Raw genomic sequence first — 18,980 nt, 5'->3', positions numbered from 1 at the left:
CCTTCGGTCCCCGCCCTCCGTCAGTGTGTTCGTCCTACAGAATGCCCAGTTCGCGGGCTGACCGGGCGCGGCCGGTCATGGCGATGGTACGGGCGGATCGGGTTGCCTCAGTGCTCGTGGTGGTGCGACCGGCCTGAGGCCGGAGCATTCGAGCCCTCGACAACGCTTCGTGGAGTAGGTACATCTCGGCTCCGTTCGGAAGGTGCAGCACAGTGGTCAGCTTTCTCTCGGCCGGTACGACACCGGCGGGGTCGGTCTGAATCGGGAACATGTCAGGCAGCCAGCCGGACAGCGCTGCGCGACGCGGCGAGACCATTGGCCGCCAGCCGCGCCTCGGCCTCGACCCGCAACTCGGCGTCACGGGCGACGTCCTCCTTGCGCGGGCGGCCACGGGGCCGCTTGCGCGGAACGACCGCGCCACGCTCGAAGATCTCGCCACCCCAGACGCCCCACGGCTCGGCCCGCTCCACCGCACCGGCCAGGCACTCGACGCGCAGCGGGCAGTCCCCGCAGAGCGACTTGGCCAGTTCCAGCTCGGTGGGCGAGTCGGAGAACCACAGGTCGGGGTCGAACTTCCGGCAGGGCAGGTTCGCCTCCACCTCGACGCTCACGTCGAGCGGGGCCAACGCCAGACTCATCGCCCGGTCACCTCTCTCTCACTACGATCTCGTGGATCGCGGTTCCGACGTACTTCGGCGGTGCAAAAAACTGAGGCCGCGGATCCCGGTGTGCGGGTTCCGCGGCCTCGAGGTGAGCCGGTGGTCTGTGGTCAGACCGGTCTACCTCGAGGTGGAACACCGCGGACGTCCATCCGCTTGTTGACGCCATCGACGCCCTTGCCCGTGAAGCCATTGCTCCCCTGGAGCCCGTTCGTGACCGGTGCGAGGATCAGCTCGGCCTGAATCTCGGCCCGGTGCACCTGCGGAGCCCACGGTCGCGCAGCGACGGTGGTGGCCCGGACTTCCGCCAGCGGAGCGGCGGTCGTCAGGGCAGCCGACAGCGGAGCGACGGCAACGGGCAGCGCCGTCGGACGCTGGTAGATGTAGCTCTCCATCGGTGCCACCTCCTTGACGTTCACTCGTGGTCGACCCGGAAACAGACCCCGTGAGCAGCCCGAACAGGGCCCCCTTCCGAGGTGTGCCCTGAGGCTATGCCGGCCGGCAGGGCGAGGGCAAACGAATTAACGGTCGGATTCAGAAAGTTTTCTGCGGGCAGATTTCGTCGACCGTCGCGCCCCCCACCAACGCCAGCACCGCCTCTCCGTAGAGGCCCAGTTTGCGTGGCCCGATCCCGGCGATCGCGACCAGTTCCTCGGCCCGGCCCGGCCGTCGCTCGGCCAGTGCCACCAGCGTCGCGTCGGTGAACACCACGTACGCGGGCACCTTCTGTGCCCCGGCCACCCGGGACCGCCACTCGCGCAGCCGGTCGTGCAACTCGTCGTCGATGTCGGAGGGACAGGTGGCACACCGGCCCAGCTTGCGATCCGGTCCGGCGAGCAGAGTGGTGCCGCAGATCCGACAGGACACGATCCGGGTGGCGGCCCGCCGCTGCGGGGCCCGCCCCGGCCGTCCCGGGTCGGCCCGCTCCGTCGTGCCGGCGGGCGCAAGTTGCGGCAGGAACCGACTCGCTCGCCGGGGCCGACCGCCCGGCGAGCGCGCCGAGGCGTACGACAGCCAGAGCCACTGCCGGGCCCGGGTGATGCCGACGTAGAGCAGTCGGCGTTCCTCCTCGACCTGCTCGGTGGTGCGCGCGTACGTGGTGGGCAGGGTCCCCTCGGCCAGGCCGACCAGGAAGACGGCGTCCCACTCCAGCCCCTTGGCGGAGTGCAGGGAGGCCAGCGTCACGCCGTCCACGGTCGGCACGTGCTGCTGGGCCGCCCGCCGGGCCAGTTCCTCGGTGAAGTTGGTCAGGGTGACCGGGCGCTCCACCGCGGCGGCCACGCCGAGCGGCAGGATCTCCGGCGTGGCCGCGTACTCCTCGGCCAGCTGCACCAGCGCGGCCAGCGCCTCCCACCGCTCCCGGGCGGCGCCTCCCGGCGGCGGAGCGTCCGGTGCCCATCCCACGCCGGCCAGCGCCTCGACCACCGCCGCCCGCAACGGGGTCTCACCCGGCACCGACCGGGTCGCCGCGCGCAGCGCGACCATCGCCTGGCGTACCTCGGCGCGTTCGAAGAACCGCTCCGCCCCCTGGACCTGGTAGGGCACGCCGGCCTCGGCGAGCGCCTTTTCGTACGCCTCGGACTGCGCGTTGGTGCGGAACAGCACGGCGATCTCGCGGGCCGGGGTACCGGCGTCGATCATCGCCCGGCAGCGGGCGGCGACCGCGGCGGCCTCGGCCGGCTCGTCGGTGAAGATCCGCCGCTCCGGCTCCGGGCCGGCCGGCTGCTGCCCGACCAGTTCCAGGCGCAGTCGCGCCTCGGTGCCCCGCGCCTGCGAGATGACCGCGTTGGCGAGTCCGACCACCTGCGGCGTCGACCGGTAGTCGCGGACCAGCCGGACCACGGTGGCCGCCCGATGCCGGCGCGGGAAGTCGACCAGGTAGGCCGAGGTGGCCCCGGTGAACGAGTAGATGGTCTGGGAAGCGTCGCCGACCACGGTCAGGTCGTCCCGTCCGCCGAGCCAGGCGTCCAGCAGCCGCTGCTGCAACGGGTTGACGTCCTGGTACTCGTCGACGACGAAGTGCCGGTACTGGTTGCGGACCTGCTCGGCGACGTCGGGATGCTCCTCGATCCCCCAGACCGCGGCACGCAGCACGTCCTCGAAGTCGATCACTCCGCCGGTCCGCTTGAGCCGCTCGTACGCGGCGAACACCTCCGCCACCTTCGCCGACTCGTGCGACGTCTCCCGCAGCGCCTTGGCGGCGGCCACCACGTACTCACCCGGCTCGACGAGGGAGGACTTGGCCCATTCGATCTCACCGGCGAGGTCGCGGGCCACGGTCCGGTCGGCCCGTAGGCCGGCTCGCGCCGCGGCGAGCGTGACCAACCGGACCTTGCTGTCCAGCAACTCGGGCATGGCGCGGCCGTCGAGCAGCCGAGGTGCGAAATAGCGCACCTGGCGCAGCGCTGCCGCGTGGAAGGTGCGTGCCTGCACGCTGGCCACGCCGGCCATCGCGAGCCGCTGCCGCAGCTCCGCGGCGGCCCGGGCGGTGAAGGTGACCGCGAGCACATGCCGGGCCGATATCTCACCGGTCAGTGCCCGGTACGCGATCCGGGAGGTGACGGCCCGGGTCTTGCCGGTACCGGCGCCGGCGAGCACGCAGACCGGGCCGGCCGGGGCGGTCACCGCCGCGCGTTGCTCCGGATCGAGCCCGGCGAGCACGCGTTCGGACGCGGAGTTAACCACCACAGCGGGGAATTGTCGCAGCTTCCCCGGACGTTGCAGCGGATAGCCTGTGCTTGATCGGCAAGCCACCGGGCGCGACGTTGGAGGATCTGACCATGCTCACGATGTATTCCACTCCCTGGTGCGGCTACTGCTACCGGCTGAAGTCGCAGCTCGACCGGGAGGGGATCGCCTATCAGGTGGTCGACATCGAGCGGGATCCGGCGGCCGCGACGTTCGTGATGAAGGTGAACGGCGGTAACCAGACGGTGCCCACGCTGCGCTTCGCCGATGGCAGCGCGTTGACCAACCCGTCGATCAACCAGGTCAAGCAGCACCTGGCGAGCATCGCCGCCTGACCGCACCAGCACGCTTTCCGCGCTTCTCCCGCGTCGATCATGAAGTTGTTGCCCAGGTAGCTGGCTACCTGGGCAACAACTTCATGGTCAACTACGCCGGAGAGGGTCGAGCGCACCGATCTCGGCCTCGGGTGCTCGGCGTTGGGCGGGCACCGAGGGCCGTACCGGCGGCCCGGGTGGCGGGCTCAGGTGGCGGCCACGCCAGAGGTAGTTGCCGGCGAGCAGGGTCGCCAGGCCGACCGACGCGAAGACCAGCCGGTAGTCGAGCAGGGCGACGACCAGCGCGCCCATGCCGACCGAGAACGCCTGCGGGCACCGGACCGCCGCCTCGGCGGCAGCGGCTACCCGACCGAGCAGTTCCGGCGGTGTCCGTCGTTGGATCAGGGTGTGCAGCCCGACCAGGGTCAACGGCAGCGACAGACCCGCAACCAGCACCGCGGCGATGCCGAGCCACAGATTCGGGTACGCCAACATCAGCGCGGCAGGTCCGAACAGCGCCACCCCGACGGCCAGGGCACCCAGCTCACCGACCCGCCGCAGCACGGCGGCGGAGAGCAGCCCACCCACCAGGCCACCGATCCCCTGCACGGTGAAGAGCACGCCGACGAACGCCGGTTCCCGCCCGAGCCCCCGGTCCACGTACGCGAAGATCAACGACTCGGTGAAGCCCATCACCAGCGAACCGAGGCCGTATCCGAGCAGTGCCCGCCGCAGTGCCGGCTCGCCCGCGAGGTGGCGGAGCCCGGCGGCCAGTTCCTGCGGCCAGCGCGGTCGGTGCTCGGCGCCACCGGCCGACGCGGCGGACGGCGCCTGCGGCGCGAACGACGTGCCGGGCGCCGCGACCGCCCGTGGCGCGCCGACCACCACGGCCGCGACCAGGAATCCGACCATCCCGACCAGGGCCAGCAGCCAGCCGCCGAGCGTCACGTAGAGGCCGGCACCGGCGAGCGGGCCGATCAACCGCAGCCCCTGCCGTGCCGTCTGCAACGCCCCGTTCGCCTCGCCGAGCAGGTCCGGCGGCACCAGTTCCCGCACCAGACGGCTGAGCACCGCCCCGACGGTCAGGTTCGACAACCCGTACAGCGCGGCCACTCCGTAGATGAGCCACATGTCGCCCGCGTCGCGGACCGCGAAGAGGGGGGTGAGCAACAGCGCCGTCGCGAGGTTGGTGACCACGAAGAAGGGGCGGCGCGGATACCGGTCGACGAACCACCCGACCAGCGGCGCCAGCGCGCGTGGCGCGAGGATGACGAAGATCGTGGCACCGGCGAGGCCGTCCGATCCGGTGAGGTCCTTGACCCAGACAGCGAGCGCCAGCAGCAGGATCGACTCGGCGGTCATGCTGGCCAACAGCCCACCGAAGAGCAGGCGGAAGTCCGGGCGACTCAGGACGGTGCGCATTGATCCTCCGGTGGCGCGACTCGGTGCGGCGGGCGGGTCGGGCGGAGCCGGCGACGCGGATCGCGCCGACCGGAGTCGCTGTCGGGTCTGCGTATTTCTGATGACACGCCCTCCGCCGGTACCTCCGGCGCCGGTCGCGACGTCCATACTGACCGTGGGGGGCGAATTTCATACAGTTACCGTCGCGTCCGCGGCGGTCGACGGAAAAGAGGACACTGTGCCTCCTGCCGCACCCAGCCCGATCCTGCGTCGCCGCCGGCTCGGCGGCGAACTGCGCCGCTTGCGCGAAGCCGCCGGGCTCACCGGCGACCAGGTCATCGAACGCGTCGGCTGGGCATCCGCGTCCAAACTGTCCCGCCTGGAGAACGGCCGCAGCCGCCCCGATCCGGCCGACGTCCGGGACCTGCTCGACCTGTACCACGTAAACGATGCCCTCCGGCTGGAGCTGCTCGGCATCACCCACGAAGCCGGCGACATGCGTGGTTGGCTGAAGCGGTATCCGGCGATGACGCAGCAGCAGCGCGGCTTCGCCGAGCTGGAGGCGGGCTGCGCCGAGATCTCCGAGTACAACCCGGTGCTGGTGCCGGGGTTGTTGCAGACCAGTGGGTACGCGCGGATGCGGATCTCTTCGGCCTGGCAGGTCGACCAGGCCGCCGGCGCCCCGGAGGCCGAGGACGAGATCGAGACGGAGATCAGGGCCCGCCTGGCGCGACAGTCGGCGCTGACCCGGGAGACCGACCCACCCCGCTACACCGCGGTGCTGGAGGAGTCCGCGCTCGGCCACCGGGCCGGGCCACCCGAGGTGCTCCGTGAGCAGTTGGCACAGCTCTGCGAGCTGGCCATGCTGCCGAACGTCACGCTGCACGTGCTTCCCCGGGACACTCCGATCGGCCAGTGGTACCTCCCGCCGACCGCGTTCTCGGTCTATCGGTTCGCCGACCCCCTCGATCCGGAGACGCTCGCCATCGAAGGTGGCTTCACCGACGTCATGTCGACCGAGGCAATCACCCTAAATCGCTATAAAGTGGTGTTCGAGTGGCTATGCACGGCGGCACTCTCCGCAACGGACACCCTCTCCTGGCTGATCGACTCGTCGGGACGGCTGTCCGTCGCGGCGACCCCGCCCACTGTGGCGAGTGGTCCGGCAACGGCGCCGGCCCAACGCCGCAGTTCCTCCGGGCGCCTGACGGAACGGTGACCAGCACCGGCCCGCCGTCGGGACGTGCGGTGCCACTCGTTCCATCGGTTCACCTCAGGAGCGCAACGATGAACGAGTTCCGCAACACGCCGTCCGTCCTCGCCCAGCTCGCGGGCGCACCCTGGCGCACCAGTACGCGCAGCCAGACCTCCAACTGCGTGGAGGTCGCACCGCTGTCCAACGGTCCCGCCGCGGTGGCGCTGCGCGACAGCAAGGACCGGGGTGGCCCGGTGCTGCTGTTCGATCGGGCGGGATGGCAGGGCTTCATCTCCGGTGCCATCAACGGTCAGTTCGACAACCACTAGCGCGGACGCCTGCGGGGCCGCCGGCTGCTCGCCGGCGGCCCCATTGTCGTCTGTCCACACCGACGCTGAGCAGGGATCGGATGATCGGTCGGGTCTGTGGACCGTTGGGCGCGTTTCACTTGCTGGGACGAGCGTCGGGCGTACGATGGCGGGGTAGTGACGTGGAACTTCCACGGTTCCACCCGTCGCGACACATCCGGAGACCCACATGCGGTTCCTGATCGTTCGCACCGACATTCGCGCCGCCGCCGACGCCGACATCACCGCCGCCTGGGCCGGTGGTCAACGGCTGCGGGACGAGACCGCCCGGCCCGAGCCACGTCGCCAGGTCGTCCACGCCGACGACCGCGACGCCGCCCTGCTGCTGGCCCGCGCGATCGCCACCGTGGGCTCCGTACGTTCCGGCAAGCAGCGGGTCAAGGTGCTGCCGCTGGACGACGCGCACCGCCAACGGGCCGCCCCCGGCTGGCCCGGCACCTGAACCACCACCCGTCCGTCGTGGTCGACCGGCTCCCCCGCCGAGTTCCTCACCCAGCCGACCACGACGGCCCGTGTCCCCGGTCCGTGACCGCCGCGGCAACGACGGTCACGGACCGGGGCCGCACTCCGGATCGCCGCTCAGCAGTGCCCGTCGAGCCAGCGGCGCACCAGAAACAGCGCGATCGACGAGGGTGGTGGCAGCAGCAGCCGGGCGTCGCCCACCTCGACAGTCCGGCCGGCGAGCGCCGCCTCGATCTCCTGCCGGGAGAACCAGCGCGCCACGGCGATCTCAGCCGGATCCAGCCGCAGCGGGTGCCCCGGGTCGGCGGTGGCCAGGAAGCCGAGCATCAACGAGCCGGGAAACGGCCACGCCTGGCTGCCCGCGTACGTGATGCCGGAGACCTCGACGCCGACCTCCTCGCGGACCTCGCGCAGCACCGCTGCCTCGGCCGACTCCCCCGGCTCCAGATAGCCGGCCAGGCAGGAGAACCGTCGGCCGTGCTTCGTACTGGGCCAGGTGGCGTTGTTGCCGAGCAGGCACCGGCCCTCGCCGCCGTCGATCCCGTCGTGCACGAGCACGATCATCGCCGGGTCGGTCCGCGGCCACACCCGCTCGCCGGTCGGGTCCACCCGGGTCCAGCCGGCCTCGTCCGCCCGGGTCGGCTCACCGGTGACCGGGTGGTAGAGATGCCGCAGGTGCCAGTTGGTCAGTGCCAATGCGGTGGTGAACAGTCCGGCGTCCCGGTCGCTGAGCAGGTGCCCGATGTTCCGTAGTTGGGCCGACCGGGTCTCCGGCACCACCGGCAGGGTGCCGTGTACGCAGAAGACCGGCATCCCGTCCGGCTCCACACCGAGGAACATCGCGCCGTCGGCGAGGGCCGGTGGCAGGTCGTCGGCAGCCACCAGCACCAGCTCCGGCACGGCGGTGTCGGTACGCACCAGGGCCCGCCCACCCGCCTCGACGTCCAGCATCAGCACCCGCGCTCCGGCCCACGCCTGGGCCAGCCACTGTGGATCGGTACGCCGGTGCGCCGCGCGATCCAGCGTGGCACGGGCCAGCGGCGGGCTGCTGTTCCCGCACCCGCTCACCATGGCGCTCCACCGGAACGCCGGCCGGCGTACGGCACCGTCGCGCGACCGCGACGACGCACGCTCGTCACGGGACGGGAACGGTCTCGACCTGGGCCAGCGTGGCCAGTGACGCGGCGACCCGCTCGGCGTCGCCGAGCACGACCGTGACAGCTCGGGACGGAGCGAGATAGCGCGCCGCCACCTCGGTGACGTCGTCGACACCCACCTTCGCCAGCCGGGCCGCGTGTTCGGCCAGGAAGTCCAGCCGCAGCCCGTTGCCGGCGTACGCGCTTACCAGCGAAGCCAACCCGGCCTGAGTGGAGATACCGAGCTGGAGTGTGCCGAGAGCGTACTGCCGGGCCTGTTCCAACTCGTCCGGCGCAGGCGGCACGGTGGCGAGCCGGCCCAGCTCGTAACTCGTCTCCAGCAAGGCCGGTGCCGTCACCTCGGTGGCCACCTCGGCGGCGGCCACCAGCACCGAGCCGGCCACCGCGTGCTCGATCAACGAGTGCGGACCGTAGGTGTAGCCCTTGTCCTCCCGGATGTTCTCCACCCACCGCGAGGAGAAGTAACCGCCGAAGATCAAGTTCGCCAGTTGCAGGGCGGCGTGGTCGGGATGGGTACGCGGCACCGCCGGCAACGCCACCCGCATCGACGACTGCACCGAGCCGGGTCGGTCGACAAGCAGCAGCGGGCCCGGTTCCAGCGGCGGGACGGGCGGCACCTCGACCGCGTGCCCGGCACCGTTCCAGCCGCCGAGGGCCTTCTCTGCCGCGTCCAACGCCCGCTCCGGGCGCAGATCGCCGACCAGTACGAGCACCGCACCCGCCGGATGCACCCGCTGGGCGTGCAGCGACCGCAACGCCGCCGGGCGGACCGCGGCGACCTGCTCCGGCTCCGGTGTCTGCACGGCGTACGGGTGCCTGTCGAAGATCCGCCGGAGCAGTGCCGTACGGGCCAGGTGCGCCGGCTGGCTCCGGGCCACCTCGATGCCGTCGACGAGCCGACTCCGCTCGACCCCCACCCACCCGGCCGGGTAGTTCGCCCCGGTGAGGACCTCGGCGAGAATCTCCAGCATCCGGTCCAGCCCGGTGGCCAGGCCGGTGCCGGAGATCATCAGCCGGTCCGGGTCGAGCCCGGCGGAGAGCCCACCGCCGATCTTCTGCAACTCGGCGGCGATCTGCACGCTGCTCATCGTCTCCGTGCCGGCGAGCAGGGTCTGCGTGAGCAGGTGACCCCGGGCCAGGTGAGCCCGTCCGAAGGGCATCCAGAGCCGCAGTTCCACCAACGGAACCGCCGGCCGGCGCACCACGATGACGGTGAGCCCGTTGCCGAGCGTGCGCTCGGCCTGTCGGGGCAGCTTGAGCCGGCGGGTCGGTCCCAGCGGCGGCAACGGTCGTCGCGGTGCGGTCACGGTCATCGGGATCCACCTTCCGTTCGTGACTGCGGGGCTCGCAAACCCGGCTCACTCCTCGCACTCACCGAGCCCCACCTTCCGTTCGTGACTGCGGGGCTCGCAAACCCGGCTCACTCCTCGCACTCACCGAGCCCCACCTCCGGGGAGAACCTCGACGGAGGCGCGGCGCTCCGGGCGCAGGGTGGCCGCGGCAGCCCGGACCTGCTCGTCGGTGACCTCGCCGATCAGGCTGGGTAGCTCACCGAGCAACCCCGGCTCGCCGCGCTGCTGCTCCAGCACCGCCATGCCCAGCGCCCGGCCGAGCACCGCATCGGTTTCGCGCAGCAGGTGGGTGGCCATCCGGGCCTGGGTACGGGCGAGTTCGCCGTCGCCGAGCCCGTCGTGGGCGAGCCGGTCCAGTTCCTCGTCCAGGGTCCGCAGCACCTTGTCCACGTCGCCGCCGGGCGGCAGATGCGCCTGGAGCAGCAACGCGGTCGGATCGCGTACGTCGAACGGGTCGCCCATGAAACCCAGGTAGCCACCGACGCTGGTCACCGTGCGGTCCCGACGCACCAACCGCTCCACCAACCGCGACGCGTCCCCGTCGGTGAGCACCTCGGCCAGCACCACGTACGGCAGGTAGGCGGCGAAGTCGTCGATCGGGTCGGGCACCCGCCACGCCGACGCCACCGCCGGCAGCGGCGCCAACTTGTCGGTGTACGCGGTGCGCCGCTCGACGGTCAGGTCCGGCTCGGCGAAGTCCGGCCGGTCGGGTGCCGGACGGGCCGGTACGTCACCGAAGTGCCGCTCGATAAGCGTGACGGCCTCGGCGGTGTCGATGTCCCCGCTGACCGCGAGCACCGCATTGCCGCTGGCGTAGTAGTGCCGGAAGAAGTCCGCGGCGTCAGCGACGGTGGCCGACTCCAGATCATCGAAGGAGCCGTACCCGTCATGGGCGTTGGGGAAGGTGTCGAACAGCACCGGCGGCAGGGTCAACCAGGGAAACCCACCGTACGGCCGGTTGAGCACGTTGACCCGGATCTCCTCCTTGACCACGTCGACCTGGTTGCGCAGGTTCTCCTCGGTCAACCGAGGGCCGCGCATCCGGTCGGCCTCCAGGAACAGCGCCCGCTCCAGGGCGTTGCTCGGCAGGGTCTCGAAGTAGTCGGTGTAGTCCAGGTGGGTGGAGCCGTTGAAGGTGCCGCCGGCGCCCTGCACATGTCGGAAGTGGGCCAGCTTCTCCAGGTTCTCCGAGCCCTGGAACATCAGGTGCTCGAAGAGGTGGGCGAAACCGGTGCGCCCCTCCGGCTCCGAACGGATGCCGACGTCGTAGACGACCGCCACACCGATGACCGGGGCGCTGCGATCGGGGGTCAGGACGACCCGTAGGCCGTTGTCGAGGGTGAACCGTTCGACCGGATACCTCGTCGCTGGGATTCTCGCTCTGCGGGTCGGCACGGATCCGACCCTAACGTCTCGGCGCGCCCGCCGGTGCCGGCGTGCGAGGAAGCGCACCGCGGTCGGGTCTGCGCGCAGACCCGACCGGAGCAGCGCATCCCGTCAGCCGGACGCGGTGCCGGCGCGGTCGGTCGATGCCGGCCGGTGCAACTCCACCAGGCCGGACGGAGCGGACCCGCCCGGTGTGACCGGCCAGGGCGCGAACGTCACGGCCGTGGCCAGCAGCAACCCGACTGCCGCCACCGCGATCACCAGGAGCAGCTCACGCGCTGCCGAGCCCACCATGGTCTTCCTCCCCCGTACCCGATCAGGAGCCCCCCGGCCCCTCCCCCCGCAGCCAGGCTTCCGGAGCCGGGTCAGGAAAACAGTCGCCCACCCGACGATCGGGACGCTGATTGCCGACTCAGGCTTGCGGTGCCGCTCGGGGCGCGCCTGACGTGCCGACCAGGACCGCCGGAGACGCCAGCCCCGCACCCACGCAGGAAACACGGACGGCCGGGCCACCACCGGTGCGCAGCACACGGCGGTGACCCGGCCGACACCGGGTGACCGAAAGGTCAGAGCGGACGGATGTTCTCCGCCTGCGGGCCCTTCTGGCCCTGCACGACCTCGAACTCCACCCGCTGGTTCTCGTCGAGGCTGCGGTAGCCGGAGGACTGGATCGCCGAGAAGTGGGCGAAGACGTCCGCGCCGCCGCCGTCCGGGGTGATGAAGCCGAAGCCCTTGTCAGCGTTGAACCACTTGACGGTGCCAATAGCCATGCTTGTTTCGTCTCCTTGACGGAACGTCAACTCCGCACCTGTTGCGGGGTTGAAAGAGGAATGTCCCGAGCGAACCTGCTCGGAACGCCTGTCGCTGCTGGTCGCCCCGCCCGGAGAAGTCCGGACATAACAAAGAGCGCCTGGGGCCACATTCCGCCAGGCGCAAACAGAGCTGGTAACCGAAACTGCAACGGGGGAACCCTACCACGGATCCGGCACCACGCCAGTGCCTCATGTCGACTCGGGAACCGAGCTGATCAACGCGGTCAGCCCGTCGACGTCGAGCAGGTCCATCGGACGGACCGTCACCCCGTCCCGCACGTAGTGGAACGCCGCACCGACCCGGTCGACCGGCACACCGGCCAGCTCCGCCCAGGCCAGCCGGTAGACCGCCAGCTGCACCGCCGCCACCTCGGCGGCGGTGCCCTCCGGCCGCGCGCCGGTCTTCCAGTCGACCACGTCGAAACGGTCGCCCGGACGACGGAACACGGCGTCCATCCGGCCGCGTACCACCACACCGCCGATCACCGTGGCGAACGGCACCTCCACCTCGACCGGGATGCGGTCGGCCCACTCGCTCGCCAGGAAACGCCGCTGGAGCTCGGCCAACTCCTCGTCCGGCGCCGCGTCCGCGTCCGCCGCCCCCGGTAGCTCGTCGGTGTCGAGCAACCGGTCCGCGCCGAACCGCTGCTCCAGCCAGGCGTGGAACGCGGTGCCCCGGCGAGCGTACGGGTTGGGCTCGGTCGGCATCGGGCGACGCAGCGCCCGGGCCAGCCCTGCCGGATCCCGGCGCAACGCGACAAGCTGCGTCACCGACAGCTGCTCGGGCAGCGACACCTCGATCGGGCCGGAGAGCCGGCTCACCTCCGCCCGCTCGGCCAGCAGCAGCTCCGCCTCCCGTCGCCACCGGGCCACGTCCGGATCCTCCCCGACCGCGTCGTCCGGCGGGTCCCCGGCGTCGCCGTCGGTCAGGAAACGGCGGACCAGCGCCGCCGCCTCGGCCAACACCGGACGGCGAGGGCCGAGCGGATCGGCGGGCCACTCGGCCCGCAGCACCACCTCGGTGGTCGGGTTCACCGCGTCCGGCGAGGGTTCCGGTGCCCACTCGTCGACCAGGTGGCCGGCACCGCCGTCCAGGCAGGCGTCGTGCACCTCGCGGAGCAGCGCCGACGGCCCACGCGGCCGTTTGGTGCCCTCACCCCACCAGTGACCGGAGCAGAGCAGCAGCCGCCGGGGCCGGGTCACCGCCACGTACGCCAGCCGTCGTTCCTCCCGCTCGTCGTGGGCCCGCCAGGCGTCGGTGAAGTCCTCCACCGCCCGGGCCACGCCCCGCTGGTCGTCCGCCTCGGCCAGGGCCAACTCGGGCAGCCCGTCGGCGTCGCCGCGCAGCGGGAACGGCAGTACGCCCAGGCCGCCGAGCCAGTGGTCCGAATTGCGGACCGACCCCGGCCACACGCCACGACTCAGCCCGGCCACCGCCACCACGTCCCACTCCAGCCCCTTGGCGGCGTGTGCGGTGAGGATCTGCACCGCCCCCTCGACCACCTCGACCTCGCCCGGCGCGAGACCGCGCTCCTCATCCTCGGCGGCGGCGAGATAGGCCAGGAACCCGGCGAGCGTGGCGGCCGGCGACTCGCCGCTGAACCGGGCGGCGACGTCACCCAGCGCGTCCAGGTGGCCCCGGGCCAGCCCGGCGTCACCGGCGCCGTCTCGGCCGGCCCGCACCGCCACCTCCACGTCGAGCCCGGTGGTCCGCTCCACGTCCGCGATCAGTTCCGGCAGGGTCTGGTCCAGCCGGTAGCGGAGCAGGCCCAGTTCCCGGGCGTACGCGCGCAGCCGCGCGTATCCCTCGGCCGAGTACGCCTGCGCCGGCCCCAGGTCGGCAAGCGCCTCCACCAGGGTGGCCTCATCGAGGCGATCGGGGGTGATCTCCGGAGCGCCGTCGTCGGCCAGCCGGCGGCGGGCCGCCGCGATGGCCCTGGCCCGGCGGTGCAACGCCACCAGATCCCGCGGTCCGATCCGCCACCGTGCGCCGGTCAGCAGACGCAGCAACGCCGCCCCGTCGGTCGGGTCGGCCAGCACCCGCAGGGTGCAGACCACGTCGCGTACCTCAGGGGTGTCCAGCAGGCCGCCGAGCCCGACCACCTCTACCGGCAGGCCGCGCTCGCGCAGCGCGGCGGCGATCGCCGGGATCTGGCTGCGTAGCCGAACCAGCACCGCCGTGGTCGGGCGTCGCGTCACCGGGATGTGCTCGGGCGACACGCCCGGTGTGCCGGCCGCACCACGCCAGGCGGCCAGCAGGCTGTCGGCGATCCAGTCGGCCTCGTCGGCGTACGTCGGCAGCAGCGCGCAGTGCACCGTGCCGGCGGCGGCCCCGCGCGGGCTGCGATGCGGAATGGGCTCGTCGACACCGAGCGCGGCGTGCAGCTCGGGCACCCGGGCCCCGGCCGCGCGCAGCGGCGTGGCCAGCGCGTTCGCCACCGCCAGGATCTCCGGTCGGTTGCGCCAGCTGGTGGTCAGCCCGAGCACCCGCGCCGGGCCGCCGTCGGTGCGGGCGAACTCGGTCGGGAAACGGTCGAGGGTGCCGGCGCTGGCTCCCCGCCAGCCGTAGATGGACTGGCAGGGATCACCCACCGCGGTCACCGGATGACCGCCGCCGAACAACGCTCTGAGCAGCACCACCTGGGCATGGCTGGTGTCCTGGTACTCGTCGAGCAGCACCACCCGGTAGCGGCTGCGCTCGATCTCACCCACGCCGGGATGGTCCCGGGCGACCCGAGCCGCCCGAGCGAGCTGGTCGGCGAAGTCCATCGCCTCGAAATCGTCCTTCCGGCGGGCGTACCCGCGCACCAGCGGCAGCAGCTTCAGCCGGGCCTGCTGGAGAGCGAGGGCCTTGCGTACCCCGGCGTAGACCCGCCCCGGACGTGACTGCACGTCGGCGAAGAACCGGCCGGTCCAGGCGGCCAGCTCGTCCGGCTCGACCAGGTGCTCGTCCAGCTCACCGGCGAGCGCGAGGACCGCGTCGGTGACGGTGCTCGGCATCCGGTCCACCTCGGACATGTCCCCGTCGTAGTTGCGCACGATCAGGTCGACCAACTGCCAGCGGGACGCCTCGGTCAGCAGCCGGGTGGAGGGCTCGTAGCCGGCGCGCAGACCGTGTTCGGTGACGATCCGCCCGGCGTACGAGTGGTAGGTGGCCACGGTCGGCTCACCGGCGAGGGGGTCGTCGAGCGGGTTGCGCTCGCGGCGGCCCAACCGGCGGACCAGCTGGTCGAGCCGGACGCGTACCCGGTGCGCCAGCTCACCGGCGGCCTTGCGGGTGAAGGTGAGGCCGAGCACCTGCTCCGGCCGGACGTACGAGTTGGCCACCAACCACACCACCCGGGCGGCCATCGTCTCGGTCTTGCCCGAGCCCGCACCGGCGACCACCAGCAGCGGCTCCACCGGCGCGGCGATGATCGCCGCCTGTTCCCGGGTGGGTGCCGGCAGGCGGAGCAGCTTCGCCAGTTCCACAGGCGTGTACCGGGGGCCGGCGTCAGCCGCGCGTGGTGCCGGTGGGACCGGCTCGAACAGGGTGGGCTGGGTCACGGCTCGACCACCTGCCGGCCCTGACCGGAGACCGGGCAGCTGCTGCGCACCGGGCAGACCCGACACTTCGAGTTGGCGACCGCCGCGAAGGTCGCGGCGGCCATCGTGTCGGCGGTACGGCGCACCAGCGCGGTCGCCCAGCCGGCCTCCGGACCGTCGGTGGTCGGCGGTTGGGCCTGCTCGCGGGCATCCTTCGCGGCGGTGCCGAGCTGCACCAGTGCCGCGCCACCGGGTTCGTCGCCGAACTCGGCGAACGCGCCGGCCTCCACCGCCGCCTGGTACGCGCCCAGCTGGGGATGTTCGGCCACCTCGCGCTCGGTGACCGCGGTGGACTTGCCGGTCTTCAGGTCGACCACCACCAAGCGGCCGTCCGCGTCGATCTCCAGTCGGTCGACCCGGCCGGTCAACTCGACCGGCCGCCGCGGATCGTCGAGGCGTACCGCGAATTCCTGTTCGATGGCGAGCAGCCGGCGCGGGTTGGCGGCCAGCCAGCGCAGCAGCTTGTCGACCATCTCCTCGGCGCGGGCCTGCTCCGGACCGACCATCCACCGCGCGGCCAGCTCGATCGCGTCGAAGCGGGCGGCCACGTACTCCAGCAGCGTCTCGCGGTCGGCTCTGGCGTCCTCGGCGAGCATCGCCGCCGCGTGCACCAGGTTGCCGACGCCCTGCGCGGTGCTGGCCGGTGCGCTGCCGCCGTGCCGCTCCAACAGCCAGCGCAGGCTGCAGCGCAGCGCGCTCTCCATCCCGGACGGGGTCACCCGGACCGACTCACCGTCGTCGACCAGCGGCCGGTCGTCGGACAGGGGGCGCAGCCCCCACCAGTCGTCGGGATGCGCGCCGGACACCCCGGCGGCGGCCAGCCGTGCCAGTTCGGCCGCTGCCGCCCGCCGCCGGGCGAGCGGCGCCGCCGGATCGGCGACCGCGGTACGCAGCTCCGCCACCAACGCGGGCAACGTGAGCGCCCGGGGCGGCCGGCTCAGCGGCAGCCGAGCCGGCCCGGAATGCCCGTCCTCGGTGGTACCCGTCGGGCCGTCACCGTCCGGGATGCCGTCCGCCGGGTTACCGGCTGGGAGCGGCTCGTCCGGCGGCTGGGGCCGCGGCGGCGGACCCCCGGCACCACCCGGCGGCGGCGGACCGCCGGCACCGCCCGGATCGTCGGTGGGGCCCAGCTCGTAGAGGAATCGGCTGGGTTGCTCCTCGTGGTCGTCGCCGCCCACCGACGCGGAGGCGACCGCGCTGACCAGCAGCCGCCGCCGAGCACGGGTCACCGCGACGTGGAACAGCCGCCGCTCCTCGTCGAGCAGCGCCGAAGTCTGCCCGACCACGGTGGCCAGCGCGGCCGCGCCGTCCCCTCGGCCGGCCAGCACGTCGACCAGGCGCTCCGAGCCGAGCAGGCTGCCGCGCAGCCGCAGATCCGGCCAGACACCCTCCTGCACCCCGGCCACCGCGACCAGGTCCCACTCAAGTCCCTTGGCCGCGTGCGCGGTGAGCAGCCGCACGGCGTCGCCCCGGTCGGCGGTCGGTGCGAGCGTGTCGGCCGGCAGTTCCTGACCGAGCACGTGGTCGAGGAAGACCTCGGTACGCGCGCCCGGCAGCCGATCGGTGAACCGGGCGGCGGCGTCGAAGAGGACCAGTACGGCGTCCAGGTCACGGTCGGCCGCCTCGGCCCGCCGACGCCGGGCGAGATCACCCTCGCCGGCCACGGTCGGGCCCCGGGTCAGCGCGGCCGACCACAACTCGGCCAGCCCACTGGCCCGCCATACGGCCCAGAGGACCTCCTCGGCGGTGGCGGCCGGCCGGTCGGCCGCCTCCCGGGCGACGGCCAGCAACCCGGCCACCGTCTGCGCCGGCTCGGCCCAACGCCGCTCGACTCCGACCAGCTCGGCCGGGTCGCGGAGCGTCTCAATGATCAGCTCTCCGGAGGGCCGGCGGTCGCCCCGGGCCAGGGCGAGGGCACGCAGACCCTGCCGCAGGCGTCGCTCCGCCAGCGGGTCGGCACCGCCGAACGGCGAGTGCAGCAGCGCGACCGCGGCCTCCTCGTCGAGTCGCTCCGGCTCCAACGCGCAGCGCAGCAGGAGCAGCAGCGGCGCGACCGCCGGTTGCAGGTGCAGCGGAAGATCCTCACCGTGCACCACGGTCGGCACGCCGGCCGCGTGCAGCGCCCGACGCAGCCCGGGCAGCTGCCGGGCGGTGGAGCGGACCAGCACCGCCATCCGCGCCCACGGGACGCCGTCGAGCAGGTGTGCCTCCCGTAACGCGTGCGCCAACCACGCCGCCTCACTCGTGGTCGAGGAGAACGTGCGTACCTCCGCCGTCCCCGGCGGGGTGTCCGGCAGCGGTCGTAGTTGCCGGTGTGCGGCCGGCCCGCGCAGTCTTCGGGCCAGCCGGGTGGTGGCGGCCAGCAGCCGCTCCCCCGCGCGGTAGCTGGTGGTCAGCAGCACCTGGGCGGCCGGTGCGCCGGAGGCGGTGCGGAACCGGTGCGGGAAGCTCGTCACTCCGCCCGGGTCGGCTCCCCGGAAGGCGTACGTGGAGGAGTCGGGATCGGCGAAGGCGACCAGCGGAAGGCCGCCGCCGGCCACCGTGTCCAGCAACTCCAGCTGCGCGGGGTCGGTGTCGGCCAACTCGTCGACGTAGACGTGCGCCAGCCGGCGCCGCTCGGCGGCGAGCAGCTCCGGATCGTCGCGCAGCATCCCGGTGGCGGCCCGGACCAGTTCCGCCGGGTCGTAGGCGACCGAGCCGCGGTTGGCCACGTCACGCAGGGCCAGCACGGCCACGTACTGCCGGAGGAACCGGGCGGCGGCCGGCCAGTCGGCGCGGCCGAGCCGCTCACCGAGCCGGGCCAGCTCGACCGGGCCCACCCCCCGCTCGGCGGCTCGCATCAGCAGGTCGCGCAGCTGGGCGGCGAATGCCCGGGTACGCAGCGCCGGCCGCAGGTCCGCCGGCCAACCGACCTGGTCGTCGTCGGGCGCCGCGTCGGGCTCCGCACCGACGACGTCGAGCAGCTCGCGAATGATCAGATCCTGCTCCGGACCGGTGAGTAGCCGGGGTGACGGTTCGCCGCGTTCGGCAGCGGCCCGCCGCAACAGACCGAAGGCGTACGCGGGGAAGGTGCGCACCAGCGGCTCACGCAGCACCCGCTGACCGGTCGCGGCGATCCGCGCCTCGATCCGGTGCCGCAGATCGGCGGCACCGCGTCGGCTGAAGGTGAGCACCAGAATCCGCTCCGGGTCGACGCCCTCGGTCACCCGGGCGGTGACCGCCTCGACGAGCGTCCGGGTCTTGCCCGTACCCGGCCCGCCCACCACGAGCATCGGACCGGCAGTGTGCGCGACGACCTCCGCCTGCCGCGGATCGACCTGCCCCGGCGCGGCCTGACCCTGTTCGCCCTGGTCCGGCGCGACCCGACCCTGCCCGATCTGGTCCGGCACGACCTGACCTGACCCGACCTGGTCCGGCGCGACCTGACCCGGCACGACCTGACCTGACCCGATCTGGTCTGGCGCGACCTGGTCCGGCGCGGCTCGACCTGGGGCGGCCCGCGGATGAGCGGCATCCGAGGGCGGCCCGGCGGACGGGTCGCTCCCCTCGGTCGGCCCGGCGGGCCGACGCACCAACCGGTACGCCTGCATCCCGCCATCCC

Annotated in this window: 15 protein-coding genes; 4 read left to right on the top strand and 11 right to left on the bottom strand. The window is 72.8% G+C overall.

All coding sequences use genetic code 11. The features are described 5' to 3' along the window. Positions 1-272 precede the first annotated feature (272 nt). The 3 genes from KBX50_RS23545 to KBX50_RS23535 form a co-directional block, all read right to left on the bottom strand. Entirely contained in the window at positions 273-638 is a 366-nt protein-coding gene (locus KBX50_RS23545; RefSeq protein WP_093405152.1) for a WhiB family transcriptional regulator, read from the bottom strand. Between the two features lie 131 nt (positions 639-769). Further along, on the bottom strand, positions 770-1,054 hold the full coding sequence (locus KBX50_RS23540) for a hypothetical protein (protein WP_210939850.1): 285 nt from the start codon (positions 1,052-1,054) through the stop codon (positions 770-772). Between the two features lie 139 nt (positions 1,055-1,193). Further along, a complete protein-coding gene (locus KBX50_RS23535) occupies positions 1,194-3,347 on the bottom strand; it encodes an ATP-dependent DNA helicase UvrD2 (RefSeq protein WP_210939849.1) in 2,154 nt (717 codons plus the stop codon). A gap of 92 nt (positions 3,348-3,439) precedes the next feature. Between KBX50_RS23535 and KBX50_RS23530 the strand changes: the two genes are divergently transcribed. Continuing rightward, entirely contained in the window at positions 3,440-3,682 is a 243-nt protein-coding gene (locus KBX50_RS23530; RefSeq protein WP_210939848.1) for a mycoredoxin, read from the top strand. Between the two features lie 87 nt (positions 3,683-3,769). On the opposite strand, the gene KBX50_RS23525 is transcribed toward KBX50_RS23530, so the two are convergent. After that, positions 3,770-5,083 (bottom strand): MFS transporter, encoded by a 1,314-nt coding sequence (locus KBX50_RS23525; protein WP_247674298.1) that lies wholly within the window; start codon positions 5,081-5,083, stop codon positions 3,770-3,772. 217 nt (positions 5,084-5,300) lie between these two features. Here KBX50_RS23525 and KBX50_RS23520 point away from each other — a divergent pair, with 217 nt between their 5' ends. From KBX50_RS23520 to KBX50_RS23510, 3 genes are all read left to right on the top strand, one after another. Continuing rightward, the gene (locus KBX50_RS23520; protein WP_210939846.1) at positions 5,301-6,281 is read left to right on the top strand and encodes a helix-turn-helix transcriptional regulator; all 981 of its coding nucleotides are present in this window, start codon (positions 5,301-5,303) and stop codon (positions 6,279-6,281) included. Positions 6,282-6,349: 68 nt separating this feature from the next. Beyond that, positions 6,350-6,586, top strand: coding sequence for a DUF397 domain-containing protein (locus KBX50_RS23515; protein ID WP_210939844.1), 237 nt, complete (start codon positions 6,350-6,352; stop codon positions 6,584-6,586). A gap of 208 nt (positions 6,587-6,794) precedes the next feature. After that, a complete protein-coding gene (locus KBX50_RS23510; protein WP_210939842.1) occupies positions 6,795-7,067 on the top strand; it encodes a hypothetical protein in 273 nt (90 codons plus the stop codon). A gap of 137 nt (positions 7,068-7,204) precedes the next feature. On the opposite strand, the gene nudC is transcribed toward KBX50_RS23510, so the two are convergent. The 7 genes from nudC to KBX50_RS23475 form a co-directional block, all read right to left on the bottom strand. After that, positions 7,205-8,158 carry an NAD(+) diphosphatase gene (nudC, locus tag KBX50_RS23505; protein ID WP_210939840.1) on the bottom strand — a complete coding sequence of 318 codons (954 nt, stop codon included), beginning with the start codon at positions 8,156-8,158 and terminating at the stop codon, positions 7,205-7,207. Positions 8,159-8,222: 64 nt separating this feature from the next. After that, positions 8,223-9,557: a pitrilysin family protein gene (locus KBX50_RS23500; RefSeq protein ID WP_210939839.1), complete on the bottom strand. Its 1,335-nt coding sequence runs from the start codon at positions 9,555-9,557 to the stop codon at positions 8,223-8,225. 120 nt (positions 9,558-9,677) lie between these two features. Further along, positions 9,678-10,991, bottom strand: coding sequence for a pitrilysin family protein (locus KBX50_RS23495; RefSeq protein ID WP_210939838.1), 1,314 nt, complete (start codon positions 10,989-10,991; stop codon positions 9,678-9,680). Positions 10,992-11,093: 102 nt separating this feature from the next. Further along, positions 11,094-11,276, bottom strand: coding sequence for a hypothetical protein (locus tag KBX50_RS23490; RefSeq protein ID WP_210939837.1), 183 nt, complete (start codon positions 11,274-11,276; stop codon positions 11,094-11,096). A 272-nt stretch (positions 11,277-11,548) separates the two neighbouring features. Further along, a complete protein-coding gene (locus tag KBX50_RS23485; RefSeq protein ID WP_013735772.1) occupies positions 11,549-11,752 on the bottom strand; it encodes a cold-shock protein in 204 nt (67 codons plus the stop codon). Positions 11,753-11,983: 231 nt separating this feature from the next. Next, positions 11,984-15,340 carry an ATP-dependent DNA helicase gene (locus KBX50_RS23480; RefSeq protein WP_210939836.1) on the bottom strand — a complete coding sequence of 1,119 codons (3,357 nt, stop codon included), beginning with the start codon at positions 15,338-15,340 and terminating at the stop codon, positions 11,984-11,986. Then, positions 15,337-18,969 (bottom strand): PD-(D/E)XK nuclease family protein, encoded by a 3,633-nt coding sequence (locus KBX50_RS23475; protein ID WP_374224713.1) that lies wholly within the window; start codon positions 18,967-18,969, stop codon positions 15,337-15,339. Before KBX50_RS23475 ends, KBX50_RS23480 begins: the two co-directional genes overlap by 4 nt. Positions 18,970-18,980 lie beyond the last annotated feature (11 nt).

The sequence above is a fragment of the Micromonospora sp. C51 genome (assembly GCF_018070435.1).
GTDB lineage: Bacteria > Actinomycetota > Actinomycetes > Mycobacteriales > Micromonosporaceae > Micromonospora > Micromonospora sediminimaris.
This window is presented reverse-complemented; position numbering and strand designations above follow the sequence as displayed.